Origin of the sequence: Acidisoma sp., from assembly GCF_965199065.1 — a bacterium.
Classification (GTDB): domain Bacteria; phylum Pseudomonadota; class Alphaproteobacteria; order Acetobacterales; family Acetobacteraceae; genus Acidisoma.
In genome coordinates this window covers 1,039,085-1,060,558 of record NZ_CBDAQN010000003.1, presented here as the reverse complement: position 1 = coordinate 1,060,558, position 21,474 = coordinate 1,039,085, and the positions used below count along the sequence as shown (strand labels likewise).

Below are 21,474 nucleotides of genomic sequence, written 5' to 3'. Positions count from 1 at the left end.
ACTCCGAAGCTTGAGGCTAGTAGGGGCGGCCGCTGCTCAAGGATGCCGCCGCGTTGGACTTATCATAGAGAAAATCCTTCATGATGAGCTTCTGCGGCACAGGCTTGCCGGCGAACCAGTCGCCCAGCGCCTGGAAGGAGAGGGGTCCAAAGCGCGGATTTGTCTCCACATCCGCCTGCGCACGCCCGTCGGCTATCGCCTGCACGATGGCCTTGGTGCCGTCGATCGTCACGATCGCCACGTCCTTGCCGGGCGTCTTGCCGTTCTGCTGCATCGCCCGCATCGCGCCAAGCGTCATCACATCCGCATGCGAATACATCGCGTTCACGTTGGGGTGGGCGAGAAGCAGTTGCTCCATCACCCGCTGCGCGTCGGTCGCCGACCAGTTGCCGGTCTGCGCGGCGAGGATCGTCATCCCCGGATACTTCTTCAGCTCATCGGCAAAGCCCTGAGTGCGCTGGGTCTCGACAGAGTTGCCGTAGGCGCCCTGGATTTCGACGATCTTGGCCTTGCCGTCGGTCGCCGCCGCCAGCGCATCCGCCGCGCGCTGGCCCTGGACATAGAAGTTCGAGCCGATGTTGGTGATGAAATCGGTGCAGGGCGTGCCGGCGGTCGCGCGGTCGATGGTGACGACCGGAATATGCTTGGCGGCAGCCTGAGCCAGCGCCGGTTGCAGGCCGGTGGCATTCAGCGGCGCCACGATGAGCGCCTTCGCGCCTTGCGCGATCATGCTCTCGATGTCCGCGACCTGCTTCGCCTGGTCGTCATTGGCGTTCGTATAGAGAAGCCGCGCGACGCCCGCATCGGCCGCCGCGGCTTTCACCGAGTTGGTTTCGGCAGCGCGGAATGGGTTCTGCTCGTTCTCCGACTGAGAGAAGCCGACGATCATGCCTTTGAGGGAGGCGTGGCTCGGAGCAGGATTGGTGCAGACGGCCGAGGACGTTTCGCCCACTACCTGTGCGCTGCCATTGCTCTGCGCCATCACGGGGCCGGCCAGAAAGGTTGCGCCGAGCGCCGCCGCCGTGACGGCGGCCATGCGGGCACCTGATAGTCTGAGGGTCATCGTTGTTTCCTTCCCTTCGGGTGGCGGGTTCTGGCCTTTGCGGCTCAGCCTGATTTCGCAATGATATTGGTGACACGAAGCCAAGCGAAGCTTAATGAATACCGTTATGTCTGACAATAAGGGATCAACCCCCGCTCGCCGCCCCCGCTCGCTCGAGCGGCGTCCGGTTCCGCGTGACCGTAGCGAGGATGTGGCACACGCTATCGGCCTGAGGATCGTCGGCGGCAATCCTCCACCAGGTTCGCTGCTGCCGACCGAGCATCAGCTGGCCGCTGAAATCGGCGTTTCCAGGGCGGCGCTGCGCGAAGGGTTCCGTCTCCTGGCGGCGCGCGGGATGATCATCGGCCGCCGCAAGGTGGGCACCATGGTGCGGCCGATGGCGGACTGGAACATGCTCGATGCCTCCGTCCTTGCCTGGCATCTTGAGCAGGAGCCCACCGAAGCGTTCATCGACGGGCTGTTCGAGGCGCGCCTCATCGTCGAGCCCGCCGCCGCCGCGATGGCGGCACAGCGCGCCCACGAGGATCAAGTTGGCGTGATGCGCGAGGCACTACGTGAAATGGCGGTGGCACAAGGTGCTGCGGGGAATGGCCCGGCTCCGGACGCTGCGGAGAACGACGACATCGACAAGACCGTCGGCGCCGATCTGCGCTTCCACAAGGCGGTGCTGGCAGCGGCCGGCAACCATTTCCTGGCGACATTCGGTGCGCTCATCGGCTCATCGCTGATCGCCTCGTTCCGGCTGAACTGGCGCGCGCACAACTCGGCGCCCGCGATTTCGCTCGCGTTGCACGAGGACGTGCTGAATGCCATCACGGCGCGTGACGCGCAGGCAGCTGAGGGACGCATGCGGGTGCTACTGAGCGCCGCGCAACGGGATGCGCGCCTCTCTCTCGCATGGAACCCCGCGCAATCGGAGTTGTCACGTTCCGTCTAGCTCCGCCTGGACTCCGGGCCTACACGTCAAGCACGTCTTTCTTTCTATCAGGAGTGAGAACCATGGCGCGCGCAACAACAGCCGGCAAAAGCACGAGAGCCGGGACACCTCTTCGCAAGTCCGGGACTTCGGCGAAGGGCGTTGTCGGTAAAGCTGCCGAAAAAGCTACCGGCAAGTCCGCACGGGCGATCGCCCCGGTCCCCGAGAGAAAGCCCGCACGCGCGTCAGCAGTACCGCCACGGGCAAGGCGAGCCCCGCACCGAAGGCGAGCCCGGCGCACCGAAGGTGAGCCCGGCACCGAAGGTGAGCAAGGACGAGTTGCGGGCCAATGTCGAGAAGCTGGAACAGCTCGTGGCGACCCTCCGGGCTAAAAGCCGCGAGGCCAACAAGGCAGCCAAGGCGGCGGCTGCCCGCATCGGCGAACTGGAGGCAGAAGTTGCCGCGCTGGAGAAGAAAGCGGCAGCCGCACCGCCCCGCCTCCGCGAAACCAAACCCACCCGTCCGGCGCGCAGCAGGTACCAGAGCCGCGAGATCGATCCAGGAGATGCCGTTCCGCCCGGCGTCGCCGTTCAGGAGCCGGCTCCACTCGACGAAGAGGCGGAAACCGCCCTCGAGAACCTCGAGACGCATCTGGACCACGAGTGAGAGCAACGCGGTAGCGCATCTCGTTCAGCCGACGAGATGCGCTCCGCCGTCGACCGGGATGATCGTGCCGGTGATCCGGCGGGCGCCATCGCTGACAAGGAAGGCCGCCAGAGCGCCGACATCGTCGATGTCGACCAGATGCCCCTCCGGCGCGTGAGCGGCAGCCTCGGCCAGCATATCCTCGAAATGATCGAGGCCGCCGGCGGCGCGCGTGCGGATCGGCCCTGGCGAAATTGCGTGCGCGCGAATTCTCTTTGGACCGAGTTCGGCCGCCGTGTAGCGCATCGCGCTCTCCAGGGCGGCCTTTACCGGCCCCATGAGATTGTAGTGCGGCACCACCCGTTCGGAGCCGAAGAACGTGACCGTCAGCAGGCATCCGCCGTCCGGCATCAGCGGCTCGGCGAGATGTGCCATTCGCAGAAAGGAATGGCAGGAGATATCCATGGCAAGGGCGAAGCCCTCGGCGCTGCAATCGACGACAGGGCCGTGCAGGTCGCCGGCCGGCGCGAAGGCGATGGCGTGAAGGAGGAAATCCAGACCGCCCCATTCGGAGCGGATCCGCTCGAACACCGCTTCAAGCTGACCGGGCACATGCACGTCGCAAGGCAGCAGCAGGCTGCACCCAAGCGCCTCCGTGACGGCGCTGACATACGGCCGTGCCTTCTCGTTGAGGTAGGTGGCGGCCAAGGTGGCGCCCGCATCGGCGAAGGCCCGCGCGCAGCCGGTGGCGATACTCGATCCGTTGGCAATGCCGACGACCAGCCCCCGCTTGCCGCTCAGACCGGACGTCGCCACTCTCGCCGAAGTCGCTGATGATGTCACGATGGTTTCCTCTTAAGCCGCAACGCGGTCGATGATCGTCTCGCTATGGCGCGCGATCATCGCTTCCTCGTTCGTCGCGATGACGCGCAGGTCGATGGCGCTGTCCGGCAGGCTGATGCAGCGCTCGTTGGTTAGGTTAGCCTGTGCATCGAGACGCAGGCCGAGCCAGCTGAGCCGGGCGCAGACCTCCGCCCGGATGCGCGGGGCGTGTTCGCCGATGCCTGCGGTGAAGACCATCCCATCCAACCCACCCAGCGCGCTCACCAGCGCGCCCGCTTCCCAGGCGATGCGGTAGGTGAACAGGTCCAGCGCCTCACGCGCGGCGGGTGCGTCGCTTGCGAGCAGCACCCGCACGTCCCCGCTGATGCCGGAAACGCCGAGAAGCCCGGAGCGCCGATAGAGCATGTCCTCGAGATCATCGACATCATGCCCCTGCCGCAGCAGGTAGAGCAGCACGCCGGGGTCGAGCAGGCCGCAGCGTGTGCCCATCATCAGCCCGTCTAGCGCGCTAAAACCTGTGGTGGTGGCGATGCTGCGGCCGTCGCGGAGCGCGCAGAGGCTCGCCCCCGCGCCCAGATGCGCCACGATGACCCGGCCCCGGGACAAGGCCGGCGCCTGATGGTGCAGGCAACTCGCGATATACTCGAAGGAGAGTCCGTGGAAGCCGTAGCGCCGCACGCCCTTAGCGGAAATCTCCTGCGGCAAGGCAAACCGCTGCGCCACCGCCGGCAGCGTATGGTGGAAGGCCGTGTCGAAGCAGGCAACCTGCGGCAGAGCCGGCCGCGCCTCCAGCAACGCGTGGATGGGCGCCAGGTTGAGCGGCATGTGCAGCGGGTCGAGCGGGGTGAGCGCCTCCAACTCCGCGAGCAGCGCCGGAGTGATGCGCGCCGGCCCGATATGATCGGCACCGCCATGGACGATGCGATGGCCGACGGCCGTCAGACCGTCGGCGCCGAGATGGGCTTCCGTGAACGTCAGGAGTTCGGCCAGCACCTCGGGAAAGGCGGGTGTCGATCCCGCCGGCCATCGCTTCTCCGCGATCACCTTGCCGGCGCCATCATGCGCATGAAAATGCGGTGCGCCGGAGAGGTTCTCGATCTCGCCGCGGACCGTCTCGCGCAGATTGGCCGCGCGGTCGAAAAGAGCGAATTTCACGCTCGAGGAACCGGCGTTCAGCGTGAGGATGCTTCCGCGCTCGATCATGCGACCTCTCCCGGAACGAGCAGGTTCGCCCGCGCCACCAGAACGCCGAGTGCGCAGGATGCGAGCCGCGTTGTTGTGCTGTCGGCGCGGCTGGTAACGATGATCGGCACACGGCCGCCGATGACCACGCCCGCCGCCTCGGCGCCCGAGAGGAAGGTCAGATCCTTGGCAAGCATGTTGCCGGCTTCGAGATCCGGCACCACCAGGATGTCGGCGCGCCCCGCAACCTCGGACACGATGCCCTTCTCGGCCGCCGCGGCCTCGTTCACGGCGTTGTCGAAGGCGAGTGGCCCGTCCAGGACGCCGCCGGTGATCTGTCCACGATCCGCCATCTTGCAGAGTGCGGCGGCATCGACCGTGGATGGCATGCGATCGGTGACCGTTTCGACAGCGGCCAGGATCGCCACGCGAGGCCGGACAATGCCGATGACATGGGCGAAATCGATCGCGTTCTGGACGATGCTGACTTTTTCGCCAAGCGTCGGCCGGATGTTGATCGCGACATCCGTCAGCAGAAGCGGGCGCGGGTAATCCGGAACATCCACGAGGTAGACGTGGCTGATGTGGCGCCCGGTCCGCAGACCGGTGTCGGCCTCAAGCGCCGGGTGCATGAAAACGTCAGTGTGCAGGTCGCCCTTTATGAGCATGGCGACATCCCCGCTGCGTGCGAGTGCCACGGCTCTTGCCGCCGCCTGCGGAGCGTCCGCAGCCTCGACGATTGAAAGCCCGGTCAGGTCCAAGCCCGCGGCCTGCGCCACGGCCCTCAGGCGCACCGCCGGTCCCACGAGTACTGGCTGAATAAGGCCAGCCGCCGCGGCATCGAGGGCCGCGAGCAGGGATGGCGCATCGACGGGAAAAACGACGGCGGTCGCGATCGGCGTGCCGCCACTTGCGCGGGCAAGGATCGCCTGCGTCTCCGGATGACGGCCGACGCGCACAGAGGGGAGAATGACGCGCTTGCGGCGAACCCGCGTCGTCGGCGCGCGGATGAATGCGGTGCCGGTGATGACAGCCTCGCCCTCCTGATTGGTGCAGACGCAATCGAGCGTCACGTCTTTCTTCTCTGGCTTCTTTTCCTTCACGGTCAGCGTGGCGGTGATGGTGTCGCCGATGTTGACCGGACGCCGGAAATGCAGGTCCTGGCCGAGATAGATCGTGCCCGGCCCGGGAAGCTTCGTGCCGAGCGTGGCCGAAATGAGACCCGCGCCCCACATGCCGTGGATAATGATGTGGTGGAACATATCGGTCTCGGCGTAGGCCGGATCGACATGCGCCGGATTCACGTCGCCTGTCACCGTCGCGAACAGATCGATGTCGCGCTGAGAGACGGTGTGAGTGAGGCTCGCCGTCTCGCCGATCGTCATCTCGTCAAAGGTTCTATTTTCGATGAAGAGGTCGTTTGTTCCGTCGGGCATTGCGTTATCCTTCCAGGACATAGGTGCCGGGAGCGTCGGCGAGCGGCGCGGTGCCCGGCAGACCCATCTGGGGAGGCACCACCGACGGCCCCGAATGGCGGCCCAGCCAGTCGTTCCACTGGGGCCACCACGAGCCGTCCCGGGGCGCCGTCTCGCGCTCCCATTCGTCCGGCCCGAAGGTATGGCCGCCGACATCCCTGGTCCGCAGGCGGAAATGCCGGTGGGGATGTCCGGGTTCGCTGACGATGCCCGCGTTGTGGCCGCCCGATGTGAGAACAAAGGTGATCGGTCCATCATTCAGCAGGTGCAGCTTGTAGACAGAATGCCACGGCGCGATGTGGTCGCTCTCCGTGCTGACAACGAAGATCGGCGCGCGAATATCATTGAGCGCCAGCACATGCCCGTCGACGCGGAAACGTCCTTCGGCAAGATCGTTGTGAAGGAACAGACTGCGCAGATACTCGATGTGCATCCGCGCCGGCAGCCGGGTGCCGTCTGCGTCCCAGGCCATCAGGTCAAAAGGAGCGTCGCGCTCGCCCAGCATGTAGTCGCGGATCGCGTGCGACCAGATCAGGTCGTTGGAGCGTAGCATCTGGAAGGCGCCGCCCATCTGCGCGCTGCTCAGATAGCCTTGCGTCTGCATGATGTCGTTGAGAAAGGCGAGCTGGTCCTCGGTGATGAAGAGCTGCAACTCCCCGGCCTCGCTGAAATCGGTCTGCGCCGCGAACAACGAGAGACTGGCGAGCCTCTCGTCATGGGCCTGCGCCATCGCGGCGGCGGCGATGGCGAGCAGGGTGCCCCCGAGGCAATAGCCCGTCGCGTGGATCTTGGCTGTGCCGCAGACGGCCTGGACGGCGTCGATCGCGGCCATGACGCCGCGCATGCGGTAGTCGTCGAGGCTGGTATCGCGCATTTCGGCGCCGGGGTTGCGCCAGGATATCATGAAGACTGTCCGCCCTTGGCCTACGAGCCAGCGCACCAGAGAGTTATGGGGAGACAGGTCAAGGATGTAGTATTTCATGATCCAGGCCGGGACGATGAGCACCGGCTCGGCGCCGACGAGCGGCGTCGCCGGAGAGTATTGGATGAGCTCCATGAGCTCATTGCGGAAGACGATCTTGCCGGGCGTCGTCGCGAGATTGCCGCCGACCTTGAAGCTGGTGTTGGCTCCGGTGTCGCCCGAGGTCCGGTCGCGCATCAGGTTGCGCATCCCGGCTACGAGATTGGCGCCACCGCTGTCTCGAGTGGCCGCGAGAACCTCGGGGTTCAGGCCCGGGAAGTTGGATGGCGACATCATATCCAGCCATTGCCGCACGGTGAAAGAAACCATGCGCCTGTCATGCGGCCCCATGCCTGCGGGCGCCTGGACGAGGCTCTGCCACCATTCCTCACCGAGCAGAACCGCTTGCACGAGCAATCCGAAAGGCATCTGCTGCCAAGCCGGATTGCTAAAGCGGGTGTCACCTTTCGCGGGCGCCACCGGTAGCTCTTGCCCGGCCGCGATCTTCGCGAGGCGAAGCCACTGGCTGAAACCCGCGCGCGACAGTTCGGTCATCTGGAAAGGCGCATTTCCGGCGTGCGCGGCCCAGTCGAGCATGGCGAGGCTCACCGTGCTCGGCGAGCGGCCCCCGGTGAAGCGGCTCTGCCAGTTGTGCCAGAGGCGGTCGAGATCGGCGGCTGTCGCCAGGCGAGGTGGCGGTGGCGCGGGCGGCAGTTGGACGCTCGGTGCGATTATCGGCATATCCGGCATGGCGATCTATCCTTGAACAATACAAGCTGTGTGGCTCTGCCTCGTTTGAGTGCGTTGCTCATCTGCCGCACTCCGTCTCTGCCGCCCTTGATGCAGATCAATCCGGGGCAGCTGCCATGACAGCGTGATCGGTGCGAAACCTCAGCCGAAACGCCCTGCGATGTAGGCCTCGGTGTGCTTTGAGTGAGGCTTGGTGAAGATCTGCTCCGCCGATCCGACTTCGACCATTTCGCCCAGGTACATGAAGGCCACCTGGTCGGCGCACCGTGCCGCCTGCTGCATGCTGTGCGTCACGATCACGATCGTGAACTCATGCTTCAGTTCATCGATCAGATCCTCGATCTTGCCGGTGTTCATGGGATCGAGCGCACTTGTCGGCTCATCCAGCAAAAGCACCTCCGGCCGCATCGCAATCATGCGGGCGATGCAAAGACGCTGCTGCTGGCCACCGGAAAGGCCGAGCGCCGGTGCAGAGAGCCGGTCCTTCACCTCGCCCCAAAGTCCGGCCCGCGTGAGACAGTCTTCGACGCGCCGTTTCAGTTCACTGCGGGTGAGCGTCTCGTGGAGCCGCATTCCGAATGCCACGTTGTCGTAGATCGAAAGCGCGAAGGGCGTCGGCGTCTGGAAAACCATGCCGATGCGCTCACGCAACCGCATGATGTTGATGTGCTTGGCGAGCAGATTTTCGCCGTCCAAGGTGACCTCGCCGGTTGCATGCTGCTTCGGATAAAGGTCATACATGCGGTTGAGCACACGGAGGAGAGTCGACTTGCCGCACCCGGAAGGCCCGATCAACGCCGTCACGCGCTTCTCCGGAATCTCCAGCGTGACGCGCTTCAGGCCTTGCAGCTTGCCGTAGAAGAAGTCGAGGTTCCTGATATGGATCTTGGTCCTTCGAGGCCCCGCTTCACCATGATGGTGAACGTCGAACTTTGCTTTTACGACGATCGGCGCCGCCGCCTTCGTGGTCTTGTCGTTCGTCAACAGTGTCATGCCGGCTGTCTCCACCATCTTGCTGGGAAGGCGAACCCGTAACCGGCGCGACCTGCTCTCAGGTCTTCACCACCCAGAGCTGCTGGATTTGTTCGAGCGACTGGCCTTTCGTCTCCGGCACGCGGAAGTAAATCCAGACCCAGGCCAGTGCGCAAAACAAGGCGAAGAGCCAGAACGTGAGCGAGTTGCCGATCGCTCCGATGACGGTGAGAAAGAACTGGCTGACGAGGAAGGCAGAGCCCCAGTTCACGGCGGTGGCGATAGCGACGGCGCGGCCTCGGATATGCCCGGGGAAAATCTCGTTGATGACAGTCCAGACGACAGGCCCCATCGAGAAAGCAAAGCAGATGATGAAGCAAACTAACGCGCAGAGTGTGACGATCCCCGCCGTCGTAGGGCCGGATGTCACGGAAGCGCTTGCGGATGCGGTCTTGATGAACTGAAAAGCAATGCCGACTGTTACAAGGCTCAACGCCATGCCGACAAGCCCCGTGAGCAGCAGCTTGCGGCGTCCCAGGCGATCAATGTATGCGATGGCGATCAGGGTGGCGAGGACGTTGACAGCACCAATAGCCCAGGTGGTGACTGTTGTCTGTGACGCCTGCGTGACGAACCCGGCCGAGGCGAAGATCTGGTCGGCATAGTAGATGATCGCATTGATGCCAGTGATCTGCTGGAACACCGCGAGGCCCACGCCGATCAGGAGTGGCTGGCGCCACTGCCGGTCGAAGACCTCGCGCCAGGAGGCTTTATGTCCCTCCTCACGCAAGGATCGCTCGATGGTGTCGAGATGGTGCTGGGAGTTGACGCCAGGCCGGATGCGGCCAAGCTCCGACGCGGCATCCGTCTTGCGGCCGACCATCATGAGCCAGCGCGGCGATTGCGGCGCCGCCAGAGCAACTGCAAAAAGCAGCAGGCCCGGCACCGCGGCGGCTCCGAGCATGATCCGCCAGGAGTCTGTGTCCGATAACCAGCCGTCCACGAGATAAGCCAGAAAGATCCCGATTGTGATGGCAAGCTGATAGGCGGACACGAAACGGCCGCGTAGCGCGCTCGGGGCGAGTTCGGCGGCATAGAGCGGTGCCGCGACGGCCGCCACCCCAACCCCCACGCCAATGATCAGACGGCCAGCAACCAGCACCACCGTATCTGGCGCGAGGGCCTGCACCAGCGCCCCGAGAGTGAACATGGCGCCCGCGATCAACACGGTTCGCTTGCGGCCCATCCGATCCGCCAGTTCGCCGCTGACAAGGGCGCCGAAAAGAGCGCCCAGCGTGACCCAGCTTGTCACCACCTCGACCAGGAGCGGGCTAAGCGCAAATGCTTGGCGGACGCCGTGCAAGGCGCCGGAGATCACGCCTTGATCGTAGCCGAAGAGTCCGCCGGAGAAGAGAACGACGACGAGCACGACCATGAGCCAAGGCGTGACGTGTTGATCGGTGGCCGGCGGCTCCAAGGACGACGTGACGCGGTCTGGAGCTTTGGGCAACGCTCGCGCGGCTGGATCGATGAGAGGTAACGTCACGGCGGGTTCTCCCGGCTCGAGTTGTAAGGTGGGCGCCTGTCAGGCTGGTTGAGCGATGGCGCCCGCCGCGGGCTTCGGGCTCGGTTTCACCGGCTTTTTCGTTGCAGGATCAAGAACCCAGTAAGCCAGAAGCTTGACCGGATCGGTCGCCAGGAACCACGCCAGGGCATAGCCCCAGACGACGAGCGCCCAACCCCATCCGAGAGGCGCCACAAGACCGGCACCATAAACGGCGATGAGCGTTGCCACCGTTTGTGTTCCGAAGACCGCGATCAGGAGGATCCGTGCCGGCCGTATCGACCACCAGGGTCCACGCGTGCGGGTCTGGAAGATCGTCAGATGGCCCGCGACCGACAGCATCAGATACATCATCGTCTGCAGATGCGACCGGTCGATATGAAACACCCGGTCGCCCAGATAGAACAGACCGAACGCCGCGATTGGCCCGACGCATCCCAGCACCGTCGCGATGCCGAGCACGAGGCGCATGTTCCAGGCTTCGGGCGCATTCCTGTAGTGCACGTTGTCATAGGCGATGGAGAGAATGGCGCCATCGTTCAGCAGCGCCAGCATGACGATCATTACAGCCGTCAAGGGATAGAAGTTGAAGATCAGAATGGCGAGCGTCATGAAGATGAGCACACGCAACGTCTCGGCGATGCGATACATGGCGTAGCTGTTCATGCGCTGGAAGATCTTCCGGCTTTCCTTGATCGCATCAATGATGACGGACAAGCCGGGCGTCGTCAGGACAATGGACGCCGCGGCGCGGGCAGCATCCGTCGCGCCGGAGACCGCGATGCCGCAATCCGCCTTCTTCAAGGCGGGCGCATCGTTCACACCGTCTCCGGTCATGCCGACGATATGGCCATGCTTCTGCAGCACGTCCACGATATGGAACTTGTGCTCGGGGAAAACCTGGGCGAAGCCGTCGGCCTGCTCGATGGACCGGGCAACCGCCGGTGTCTCGTTGGTCTTGGCGTCGCCCAACGTGGCGCCATCGAGAATATTGGCGCCCATACCCAAGGTGCTGGCGGTTTCCCGCGCAATGGCGAGCGCGTCGCCGGTCACCATCTTGATCGTCACGCCCATCTTGCGGGCGGTCTCCACCGTTGCCTTTGCATCGACGCGCGGCGGGTCGAACAGCGGCAGCACGCCCAGAAGCGTCCATTTGCCGTCACCCTCGGCGCGGGCCACGCCGAGGGCCCGAAAACCCCGCGCGGCGAAGTCATCGACCGCCTTGGTCACCGCGGCCTTCGCAGCCGGCGTCGGTGCGGCAAGATCGAGAATGACCTGCGGCGCACCCTTGGTGACCTTGAAGCTCTTGCCATCCGCGCCCGTGACAGTCGCTTCCGTCCGCTTGTGTACCGGGTCGAATGGTTGGAAGTGGGTGACCTTGTAGGGTTTCAGGGCGTCCTTGTTCTTGAGGCCGCCCAGCACGGCGAGGTCGATGGTGTCGTCATTCTCCTCGCGTGACGCGAGCGCGCCGGCAAGAACCACGTCATCGGGCGTCGCTTTATCCAGGCAGAAGGGATCGCCGAGAGTGAGTTTGTTCTGCGTCAGCGTGCCGGTCTTGTCCGCACAAAGCACATCGACACCAGCCAGTTCCTCGATGGCGACGAGCTTGCTGACGATCGCCTGCTTCTTGGCGAGCAGACGGGCGCCGACCGCCATCGTCACCGATAGCACCGTCGGCATGGCAACCGGAATCGCGGCGACCGTGAGGACAAGCGCGAACTGCAGCGTGGTCAGGATCGGGTTGCCGCGATAGAGGCTGACCGCGATGATCACCACGACCAGGGCCACTGCCAGCATGATGAGGTAGTCGCCGATCTTGAGCACGGCCTTCTGGAAATGGCTGACGGTGACGGCGGTCTCGACCAGCTCCGCCGTCTTGCCGAAATAGGTCTTGCCGCCGGTTGCATAGACAAGGGCACCGATCTCGCCACGGCGGACGATCGAGCCCGAGAAGACCGCCTCTCCCGATTTCCGCGAGGTAGGGAGCGACTCTCCCGTCAAAGCCGACTGATCCACCGAGACTTCGTCGCCATCCAGAAGACGCGCGTCGGCGGGGACGATGTCGCCAAGCCGAAGCCGGATGACGTCGCCGGCCACAAGCTCCCGCGCCGGCGGTGTTACCCACTTGCCGTCCCGCTTGACGCGGGCCTTGGTCGCGAGCTTCGCCTTCAAAGCCTCAATCGCATTGCCGGCCTGCCGCTCCTCCCAAAAGCCGATGGTGGCGTTGGCGACGAGCAACAGGAGGATGATGAAGAAATCCGGCCAGTGCCGCACGACACCGGAAAGAATGACGGCGACCTCGATCATCCAGGGGATCGGGCCCCAGAAATAGGAGAGAAACTTCAGCAGCGCGTTAGTCTTCTTCTCCGGGATTTCGTTCGGGCCGTCAGCGGCCAGACGCCTCGCGGCTTCGGCTTGAGTGAGGCCGTCGGGAGACGACTTCAGATGGGTCTCCAGCTTCGCCATCGGCATTGACTTCAGCGTGTCCTGGCTCGCCTCCGGCGAGTGAAGCGTCTGTTCCATCAACCGCCATCCCGAAGCGTTGCGGGATTCGCGTTCCACAAAGCGATCACTCGGGTTTCAGGATGAGCCGGGCTATACGCCAATACACTCATGGACGCGGTGCTCAGCGAGAAATGCTGTGCCTCTAGGATGGGCAGTCCTACCCAACGCGCGCCGAGAACGGTGCCGAAATGACCATGGGTGAAGATGGCAACATTGCCGTGCAGCGTCGTCATCTGGGCGATCACCTGATCCGCGCGGTCGGACACTTCGCTCGGCGTCTCACCGCCGGGCGCGCCATCGCGGTAGATCAGCCAATCAGGTCGATCCAGATGGATTTGAGCGGAGGTAAGACCTTCAAACTTGCCATAGTTCCACTCCTCGAGATTAGCGTCCGCGGCAACCGTGCGGCCGAGGCCCGCTAGCTCGCAGGTACGCCGCGCGCGGCGTAGCGGGCTCGTGAGCACACGCCCAAAATGGATGCCGCGTAGCCATGGCGCCAAAGCTTTCGCTTCTGCCTCGCCAGGTTCGCTCAACTGCATATCGGTGCGGCCGGTGTGCTGACCGGATCGCGACCAGGCCGTCTCCCCGTGCCGGACCAGATAAATGCGAAGGTCCTGAGGTTCCATTGTCATGCTGCTTCCAATGCGGCGCTATACTCGCCGCGCAAGGCAGCGTGGTTGCAGCGGGCGCGATGATACAGCGCCTGCTGGGCGTGCGCTGTATTGACCGCCTGCCCTTTCCATATTTCAAGCGCGGGACGTTGGATGGCGCGCGCGAAGGAGAAGACGAGAGGCCAGGGGATGCGCGACCCCGAGGCTTTGGCCTTGATGTTCATCGCATTGAGGCGCTCGGAGGCGAGTTCACCGGATTGGCCGCCGGAGAGGAAGGCAATTCCCGCCACCGCCGCCGGGACGACCCGCAGCAGAGACGTGACGGTTGCCTCGGCAATTACGTCCGCGGCGGGCTGGATCGGGCAGGCGAGACCGGGGAGAATCATGTTCGGTTTGAGGATAAGCCCCTCCAGCATGACACCCTGCTCGTAAAGCGCGTCGAAGACGGTGTGCAGCACGGTCTCCGTCACCAGACGGCAGCGCTCCAGATCATGATCGCCGGCCATCAGCACTTCAGGCTCGACGATGGGAACAAGCCCCGCTTCCTGGCAGAGGGCTGCATAGCCGGCGAGCGCCTCGGCGTTTGCGGCGATGCAGGCCGCGGTCGGAAGCCTGTCGTCCAACGCAATCACGGCCCGCCATTTGGCGAAACGTGCACCCATGGACCAGTAGTCGGCCAGACGCTCCCGCAAGCCGTCCAGGCCACCGGTGATCGCCTCGCTCGGATGACCGGCCATCTCCTTCGCACCGATATCGACCTTGATGCCGGGTATGATGCCGGCTTCGGTCAGCAGCGTGGCGAACGGCACGCCTTCGGCCGTCCTCTGCCTGATTGTCTCGTCATAGAGGATAGCCCCACTGATGCAGGTGGAGAGATTGGGCGTCGTCGCCAGCAGTTCGCGATAGGCGCGTCGGAAAGGCTCCGTCTGCGTGATCCCAGCGGCCGCGAAACGCTTGTTGCAGGTGCCGTTGCTCTCATCCATCGCCAGCAGACCCCGCCCTCCGCAAACCAGAGCCTGGGCGGTGTCGGTGAGCTGGCGATTCTTCACGACACCTGGCCCCACTTCCAGTTCCGGACCTCGGGAAGATCCTCGCCGTGCCGGTCGATGTAGACCTTGTGCTCGATGAGCTTGTCCCGGATCATCTGCTTGAGATAGTCGCCTTTCGTGCCGAGCTGCGGCAGACGGTCCACCGCATCCTGCACGAGGTGGAACCGATCGAGACCGTTCTGCACGCGCATGTCGAAGGCGGTCGTTATGGTGCCTTCCTCCATATAGCCGCGCACGACCATGTGACGATTGGTGCGGCGATAGGTCAGGCCGTGGATCAGCGACGGGTAGCCATGGAACCCGAAGACGATCGGCTTGTCCCGGGTGAACAGCGCATCGTAGTCGGTCTCGTTGAGGCCATGCGGGTGCTCGCTGGCCGATTGCATCTTCATCAGATCGACCACGTTGATGACGCGGATTTTAAGCTCGGGCAGATGCTCCCGCAGAATCGAGACGGCGGCGAGGATCTCGAGCGTCGGCGTATCTCCGCAGCAGGCCATGACAACGTCGGGCTCGCTGTTCTGATCGTTGCTTGCCCACTGCCAGATGCCAACGCCTTCGGTGCAATGCACGATGGCGGCCTCCATCGTCAGCCATTGCGGCAGGGCGTGCTTGCCGGCGACGACGACGTTCACGTAATGGCGGCTGCGCAGGCAATGGTCGAACGTCGAGAGAAGGCAGTTCGCATCGGGAGGCAGATAGCAACGGACGATGTCCGCCTTCTTGTTGATCACATGATCGAGGAAGCCGGGATCCTGATGGGTGAAGCCGTTGTGATCCTGCTGCCAGACGTGCGAGGCGAGCAGATAGTTCAGCGACGCGATATTGCGCCGCCACGGCAGTTCCCGCGTAACCTTCAGCCATTTTGCGTGCTGGCTGAACATCGAATCGACGATCCGGATGAAGGCTTCGTAGCTGTTGAAAAGGCCGTGGCGGCCGGTCAGCAGATAGCCCTCGAGCCAGCCCTCACATTGATGCTCGCTCAACATCGAGTCGAGAACCCGGCCCTGAGGCGCCAGGAACTCGTCGTCCTGAACTTCAGGCGCTTCCCACTGGCGGTTGGTAACCTCGAAGACGGCGCCGAGCAGGTTCGAGAGCGTTTCGTCTGGGCCGAAGATACGGAAGTTGTCCGGGTTCAGTGCGACGATGTCACGGAAGAAGTTGCCGAGGACGAGGGTGTCCTGCGCGGCAACGGCTCCGGGCGACGGCACTACGACGGCATGCCGGCGGAAATCCGGCATATGCAGGTCCCGCAGCAGGATGCCGCCATTGGCATGAGGATTGGCGCCCATGCGACGGTTCCCGACGGGGGCCAGCTGCGCGAGCTCGGGGATCAGGCTGCCATCCGCGGTGAAGAGCTCCTCGGGCTTGTAGCTTTTCATCCAGTCTTCCAGCAGAGCCACATGATCGGGATGTGCGGCATCGACGAGGATCGGCACCTGATGGGAGCGGAAGGTGCCTTCGATCTGCAGGCCGTCGACCTCGACCGGGCCGGTCCAACCCTTTGGCGAGCGCAGCACGATCATTGGCCAGCGTGGCCGCGCCGTCTGACCGCCGGAACGGGCATCGGTCTGGATCTGCTTGATCTGCGCGATCGCCTGATCGAGGATGGTGGCCATGCGCTCATGCATCTTCTCGGGTTGATCGCCCTCCACGAAGTAGGGCGTCCAGCCGCAGCCGCGGAAGAAGTGGTTCAGCTCCTCGTGCTCGATCCGGGCGAGGACCGTAGGATTGCTGATCTTGAAACCATTCAGATGAAGGATCGGAAGAACGGCGCCATCGCGGACAGGGTTGAGAAACTTGTTCGACTGCCAGGCCGTGGCGAGCGGGCCGGTTTCGGCCTCTCCATCGCCGACGATGCAGGCGACAATCAGGTCGGGGTTGTCAAAGGCGGCCCCGAAGGCGTGGCTCAGCGAGTAGCCAAGTTCGCCGCCCTCGTGAATGGAGCCCGGTGTCGTGGGCGCGACATGGCTGGAAATGCCGCCGGGGAAGGAAAATTGCGTGAACAGCGTCTTGAGCCCCGCCGTGTCGCGGCTCACATTCGGGTAGATCTCGCTGTAGCTGCCTTCCATGTATGTGTTGGCAACCAGAGCAGGGCCGCCGTGCCCGGGGCCGGCGATATAGATCATGTCCAAATCGCTGTTTTTGATGACGCGATTAAGATGGACATAGATGAAGTTCTGCCCGGGAGTCGTTCCCCAGTGGCCGACAACGAGCGGCTTCACATGCGCCAGGGTCAACGGCTCGCGCAGCAGAGGATTGTCGTAGAGGTAGATTTGTCCGACCGATAAGTAGTTGGCGGCACGCCAGTAGGCATTCATCCGCATCAGCTCGTCGTGGGTCAGGATGGCTTGTGGGCCGGTCGGTTCGCGGCCCTTTGCATGGTCCGCCAAAGGCAGCGTCGGAGCGGGATGATCCATGGATGTGGTCCCTTAAGTCGTTTCGTGTGCAAGGCTGAACGCGGGCATAGGCGTTCGCTCCGTGATGGAGCGGCGGTCGGCCCAGTAGTAGCGCCGCGACGCCGAAGGCGCGCAGGGTCGGAAACTACCGACGGGGGTTGCAGCCGTACCGATGCGTGCTCGATCCACACCCAATCATGGCGGCGACCGTCATGGAGCCGTTCAGTAGTTTCCGAGGCTGGAGAGGAGGCGAGGCGGCCGATATAGGCAGGGGTTCATTCGCATCGAACCAGACCAAGCTCGTGAGACGACGATGGCTGGAACTTCGGCTTCCGAGCGTCCCACAATGCCGGATGCCGCCCCTAAGCGATCGGATTGGAGAGTGACATGGCGCTAGTAGCTTCGGATATCATGACGCGTAACGTGGTGACGACGACGCCCGACGCCTCCGTCCGGGACATCGCAGCGACACTGTCAGAGCATGAAATCAGCGCCGTCCCTGTCTGTGACGAGCACGGCCATGTGGTCGGCATCGTCAGCGAAGGCGATCTGATGAAGCCTTTCGGCTCCGCGAACATGATGCGGCGCGCCTGGTGGCTTGATCTTCTTGCTGAAGGCGATGAGCTTGCACCCGAGTTTCTGAATTATGTCAAAATGGATCATCGTCTCGCCCGAGATCTGATGAGCAGCCCGGTGCTGACCAAGTCCGAGAACACCCCCGTTTCGGAGCTTGCCGATGTCATGACGGCCAACCGGGTCAAGCGCCTTCCGATCCTGCGGGCGGGCAAACTCGTCGGTGTCGTGAGCCGCTCCGACATCGTCCGCACTCTGGCCGATGTCGTGAGAGAGGCGGCGCTCGTTTCCTAAACCGACTTTGGGTGGCGCTTCATGCGCTCTCGTGAAAAGTCACAAAGAGAGATGCGGCCTATGCGCTGACAAAGCTGGGCCTCACGGTGTCAGCGACCGAGACGCCCGCCGCCGCGGCGGTCGCCCTGAGGTGGGACGCGTCGAGCCGCATGTAGCGACACAGCAGCTCGACGTAGATGGCCATGAACGAGGGGCCATGACCATCACTGGCGCCATCGTGTTCCGAGGTCATTGCATGAGCCAGCTCATGCAGCAGGCACCATGAGGGAGTTTCAGCCGGCAGCCGGATGGTGAGCCGGTCGGCGTCGGCGAGACGCCTGCGAACACCGGCGGGCAGGGGTTCAACGCGCGGCGGATAAAGCAGCGCCATCTCCGCCCAGATCGTATCGACCATGGCCTGCGCCGCCGTTATCGGAATGGTTGTCTGGTCATGCGGCACGACGAACCGATTTTCCCAACCATAGACGCGGCTGCGCTGACGGTCGCGGCCGCTCATCGCGGGAGTGCCGCCTTCGCGTTCTCCCCGAGCGGCCTGCGAAGGTTGACGCTGTCCCCGGCGAGCCGCCCCGCCCGGTATGCACCGTCCCGCCGTAGCGTGACGCCCGGCAACGTTTGCAACTTGATCTTGGTGGCGCGGAACGCGTCCTCCACGACCTGGTGCCTGATCACCATCAGCGCGGTTCCTGCCACACGATTGGCGGCGACGTTCGCCTCCCGCTCGGCATGCATCGTCTCGAGCCGCTCGGCGATGCGCGTTGCCATGCCTTGCTTGAAGCTCACCGAGGCGCGGCGGAGCGCGGCCCCGGCAAGTGAAGGGCTGCCCCGCCGGAACGCCAGCACATCGGTCCCGATGGCGCGGTCGATCACCGCGAACAGATAGGCCGCCAGCTTTGTGTCGGTGGCAAAGCCAAAGAACACGTAGCGGGCGCTCACCTCCGACCGGGCGAGCCAGACCTTGCACTCGCAGAAGCGCGCGATGGCAGGCACGCAGAGGTCGATCGGACGCCGACGGACGCCACCGAGCGGCACCTCCACCTGAACGCAGGCTTCATCGCGCACGTCCACTTCCTGCATCGTGAGGGCGTAGCGCTCGAGCAACCGCCCCACCATGGCCGCCGCCGCCATGGCCTCCGCTTCGGTACACCCTCTGGTGACCGTGCGCTCGGTGAGCGTCCTGATGCGGGCTTTGACCCGGTCGAGCTCCCCGGTCTGCGCGTTATGAGGTGGGTTCTGGGCCAGTGTCCGTAATTCCTCGCGCGCCACGTGCACTTGTGAACAAGACGGGAACTACGGCAAGTGCCGTCTTGTGATCCTGGTTGCTCCCGCAGTTCTCAATGGCGCGTCCCGACCATCTCGCCAAGTCCTGAGGACTTTGCACCTCGGCCTCTTAACCCATCATGGCATCAGCCCCATCCGACCAGTCTGCCGAGGCTGGCAAGCAAACGCTTGGCGGCTTATCCAAGATCTGACACAGCATCCTTCCCTGACAACGCCTGTCCAAGGACTACCCATATGAAGCGTGCTTTGATAACCGGCGTAACCGGCCAGGATGGGGCCTACCTGTCTCAGCTCCTCCTCGGCCAAGGTTATGAGGTTTATGGTCTTCTCCGGCGATCGGCCTCGGCCGACGTGATCGACGGGCGCCTCAGGTGGCTTGGCATCGCCGGCCAGATCCGCATGCTCGATGGCGACATCCTCGATCTCTCCTCCGTGCTGCGCATTCTGCGCGAGGTGAAGCCGGATGAGGTCTACAACCTCGGCGCCCAGAGCTTTGTCAAAACCTCCTGGACCCAGCCGATCCTGACCGGACAGGTAACCGCGCTCGGCGTCGGCATCATGCTGGAAGCTGTGCGGATCGAGGTTCCAGACGCGCGCTTCTACCAGGCAAGCTCGTCCGAGATGTACGGCCTCATCCAGGAACCGAGGCAGAGCGAGACGACGCCATTCTATCCGCGCTCTCCCTACGCCGTCGCCAAGCTCTACGGCCACTGGATGACGGTGAACTACCGCGAGAGCTTCGGGCTGCACGCGAGTTCGGGGATCCTGTTCAACCATGAGAGCCCGCTGCGCGGGATCGAGTTCGTGACCCGCAAGGTCACCGACGGCGCCGCGCGCATCAAGCTCGGGCTGGCACAGACCCTGCCCATGGGCAATCTCGACGCGACCCGCGACTGGGGGCATGCGCGCGATTACGTCCGGGCGATGCATCTCATGCTGCAGCAGGAGGTGGCGGACGATTACGTTGTCGCCACCGGCCGCACGACCTCGATCCGCGACATGTGCGCGCTCGCCTTCCGGCACGTCGGGCTTGACTACGAGGATTACGTGACGATCGATCCGGCCTTCCTGCGGCCCGCCGAGGTCGAGGTGCTGCTCGGCAACCCGACCAAAGCGCAGACCAAGCTCGGCTGGAAGCCAGAGATCACTCTCGAGGAGATGATCGCCGAGATGGTGGAGGCCGATCTTGCCCGGCATCGCGAGCGGACTGCCTGACAATGCCCGGCTACGGCCGCCTGCTGGTGACGGGTGCCGCGGGATTTGTCGGACGCCATCTGCTCGTGCTGTTGCGGAGCCGCTTCCCGGAGGCCGAGTTGATCGCCGCGTGCCGCCCTGAGGATGGGGCGCTGCCATCGCCTGACGGCGCGGATCGGGTGGTTCCGTTCGACTTGCTGGAGCCCGCGGCCTGCGCGGCGATGATCGCCGAGACGCAGCCGGACGGGCTGATCCATCTCGCGGCGCAGGCCTCCGTGGCAACCTCCTTCAACGATCCGCTCGCGAGTTGGCGCGCGAACCTCATGGGCACGGTGGCTTTGGCCGAGGCGGTGCTGCACCATGCGCGCCATTGCCGCTTTGTGCTGGCCTCCTCGGCGGAGATCTATGGGATGAGTTTCCGCGACACGGCGCCGCTCGACGAAGGGGCGCTGTTGCGTCCGGCCAACCCGTATGCCGCATCCAAGGCGGCCTGCGATCTGGCGGTCGGCGAGATGGCGCTGCGCGGGCTCGATGCTGTCCGGCTGCGGGCCTTCAACCACACCGGCGCCGGGCAGACGCCGAGCTTTGTGGTGGCGAGCTTCGCCCGTCAGATCGCGCGCATAGAGGCCGGGCAGCAGGCGCCGGTCATGCAGGTTGGCGCCCTTGACCGCTGGCGGGATTTTCTCGACGTGCGGGATGTCTGTGCGGCCTATGGGGCCGCGTTGGCAGCCGGGACCATCCCGGGCGCTGTCTACAACATCGCATCCGGCACGCCACGCAGGATCGGCGACATCCTCGACGCGCTGATCGCTCGCAGCGGGGTGACGCCGGCGGTGGAGCTGGAGCCCGACAGGCTTCGTCCGACCGATGTGGAGCGCGTCGCGGGGAATGCGGGCCGCGCCGCTCACGATTTAGGCTGGACGCCGACGGTGCCGTGGGACGAAACTCTCGACGTGGTGTTGAGCGATTGGCGGGGAAGGGTTTACCACTCTTGACGAAGGGGTTCGTCAAATATGAGCTTTGTCGTCCGGTGGGGGCTTCGTTCATCACGGGGCTCTTCTGCGCGATCATGTTTCCTCACCATCACAGCAACAGGTAGAGCATGTGCTGAGGTCGACAGTTTGCAGATACGAACACTTCCATGAAGACTGGTATGTCCACTGGGCACAAAAACTGAACCTCGAGCCCGCGGACCAGGAT

Annotated in this window: 18 protein-coding genes; 5 read left to right on the top strand and 13 right to left on the bottom strand. The window is 64.2% G+C overall.

Translation table 11 applies throughout. The features are described 5' to 3' along the window. Window positions 1-16: 16 nt before the first annotated feature. Window positions 17-1,063 carry an ABC transporter substrate-binding protein gene (locus tag ACOEQ1_RS13040; RefSeq protein WP_419759681.1) on the bottom strand — a complete coding sequence of 349 codons (1,047 nt, stop codon included), beginning with the start codon at window positions 1,061-1,063 and terminating at the stop codon, window positions 17-19. A gap of 106 nt (window positions 1,064-1,169) precedes the next feature. Between ACOEQ1_RS13040 and ACOEQ1_RS13035 the strand changes: the two genes are divergently transcribed. Both ACOEQ1_RS13035 and ACOEQ1_RS13030 read left to right on the top strand, forming a co-directional pair. After that, a complete protein-coding gene (locus ACOEQ1_RS13035) occupies window positions 1,170-2,000 on the top strand; it encodes a FadR/GntR family transcriptional regulator (protein ID WP_419759680.1) in 831 nt (276 codons plus the stop codon). Between the two features lie 285 nt (window positions 2,001-2,285). Continuing rightward, on the top strand, window positions 2,286-2,645 hold the full coding sequence (locus ACOEQ1_RS13030; protein ID WP_419759679.1) for a hypothetical protein: 360 nt from the start codon (window positions 2,286-2,288) through the stop codon (window positions 2,643-2,645). Between the two features lie 24 nt (window positions 2,646-2,669). Here ACOEQ1_RS13030 and fabI read toward each other — a convergent pair whose 3' ends face one another. The 10 genes from fabI to ACOEQ1_RS12980 form a co-directional block, all read right to left on the bottom strand. Further along, window positions 2,670-3,467: an enoyl-ACP reductase FabI gene (fabI, locus tag ACOEQ1_RS13025; protein ID WP_419759678.1), complete on the bottom strand. Its 798-nt coding sequence runs from the start codon at window positions 3,465-3,467 to the stop codon at window positions 2,670-2,672. A 12-nt stretch (window positions 3,468-3,479) separates the two neighbouring features. Further along, window positions 3,480-4,670, bottom strand: a complete 1,191-nt coding sequence (locus tag ACOEQ1_RS13020; protein ID WP_419759677.1) for an acetate/propionate family kinase — start codon at window positions 4,668-4,670, stop codon at window positions 3,480-3,482. Next, window positions 4,667-6,085 (bottom strand): bifunctional enoyl-CoA hydratase/phosphate acetyltransferase, encoded by a 1,419-nt coding sequence (locus ACOEQ1_RS13015; protein ID WP_419759676.1) that lies wholly within the window; start codon window positions 6,083-6,085, stop codon window positions 4,667-4,669. Before ACOEQ1_RS13015 ends, ACOEQ1_RS13020 begins: the two co-directional genes overlap by 4 nt. 4 nt (window positions 6,086-6,089) lie before the next feature. Next, on the bottom strand, window positions 6,090-7,835 hold the full coding sequence (locus tag ACOEQ1_RS13010) for a PHA/PHB synthase family protein (protein ID WP_419759675.1): 1,746 nt from the start codon (window positions 7,833-7,835) through the stop codon (window positions 6,090-6,092). A gap of 141 nt (window positions 7,836-7,976) precedes the next feature. Next, on the bottom strand, window positions 7,977-8,828 hold the full coding sequence (pstB, locus tag ACOEQ1_RS13005; protein WP_419759674.1) for a phosphate ABC transporter ATP-binding protein PstB: 852 nt from the start codon (window positions 8,826-8,828) through the stop codon (window positions 7,977-7,979). A gap of 58 nt (window positions 8,829-8,886) precedes the next feature. Continuing rightward, window positions 8,887-10,353, bottom strand: coding sequence for a sugar porter family MFS transporter (locus ACOEQ1_RS13000; protein ID WP_419759673.1), 1,467 nt, complete (start codon window positions 10,351-10,353; stop codon window positions 8,887-8,889). A 39-nt stretch (window positions 10,354-10,392) separates the two neighbouring features. Further along, window positions 10,393-12,894: a plasma-membrane proton-efflux P-type ATPase gene (locus ACOEQ1_RS12995; RefSeq protein WP_419759672.1), complete on the bottom strand. Its 2,502-nt coding sequence runs from the start codon at window positions 12,892-12,894 to the stop codon at window positions 10,393-10,395. Continuing rightward, a complete protein-coding gene (locus tag ACOEQ1_RS12990; RefSeq protein WP_419760693.1) occupies window positions 12,894-13,502 on the bottom strand; it encodes a histidine phosphatase family protein in 609 nt (202 codons plus the stop codon). The genes ACOEQ1_RS12995 and ACOEQ1_RS12990 overlap by 1 nt, the downstream gene beginning before the upstream one ends. A gap of 2 nt (window positions 13,503-13,504) precedes the next feature. Then, the gene (locus tag ACOEQ1_RS12985) at window positions 13,505-14,536 is read right to left on the bottom strand and encodes a class I fructose-bisphosphate aldolase (RefSeq protein ID WP_419759671.1); all 1,032 of its coding nucleotides are present in this window, start codon (window positions 14,534-14,536) and stop codon (window positions 13,505-13,507) included. After that, the gene (locus ACOEQ1_RS12980; RefSeq protein WP_419759670.1) at window positions 14,533-16,956 is read right to left on the bottom strand and encodes a phosphoketolase; all 2,424 of its coding nucleotides are present in this window, start codon (window positions 16,954-16,956) and stop codon (window positions 14,533-14,535) included. Before ACOEQ1_RS12980 ends, ACOEQ1_RS12985 begins: the two co-directional genes overlap by 4 nt. 366 nt (window positions 16,957-17,322) lie before the next feature. On the opposite strand from ACOEQ1_RS12980, the gene ACOEQ1_RS12975 reads away from it, so the two are divergent. After that, window positions 17,323-17,802: a CBS domain-containing protein gene (locus ACOEQ1_RS12975; protein ID WP_419759669.1), complete on the top strand. Its 480-nt coding sequence runs from the start codon at window positions 17,323-17,325 to the stop codon at window positions 17,800-17,802. Between the two features lie 58 nt (window positions 17,803-17,860). Here the strand turns inward: ACOEQ1_RS12975 and ACOEQ1_RS12970 are convergent, their stop codons facing one another. Then, entirely contained in the window at window positions 17,861-18,298 is a 438-nt protein-coding gene (locus tag ACOEQ1_RS12970; protein ID WP_419759668.1) for a hypothetical protein, read from the bottom strand. Next, the gene (locus tag ACOEQ1_RS12965) at window positions 18,295-19,065 is read right to left on the bottom strand and encodes a DUF7168 domain-containing protein (protein WP_419759667.1); all 771 of its coding nucleotides are present in this window, start codon (window positions 19,063-19,065) and stop codon (window positions 18,295-18,297) included. The genes ACOEQ1_RS12970 and ACOEQ1_RS12965 overlap by 4 nt, the downstream gene beginning before the upstream one ends. Before the next feature lie 249 nt (window positions 19,066-19,314). Here ACOEQ1_RS12965 and ACOEQ1_RS12960 point away from each other — a divergent pair, with 249 nt between their 5' ends. Then, complete coding sequence (locus ACOEQ1_RS12960; protein ID WP_419759666.1) at window positions 19,315-20,295, top strand: GDP-mannose 4,6-dehydratase; 981 nt, start codon at window positions 19,315-19,317, stop codon at window positions 20,293-20,295. 2 nt (window positions 20,296-20,297) lie between these two features. Continuing rightward, entirely contained in the window at window positions 20,298-21,269 is a 972-nt protein-coding gene (locus ACOEQ1_RS12955) for a GDP-mannose 4,6-dehydratase (protein ID WP_419759665.1), read from the top strand. Window positions 21,270-21,474: the final 205 nt, after the last annotated feature.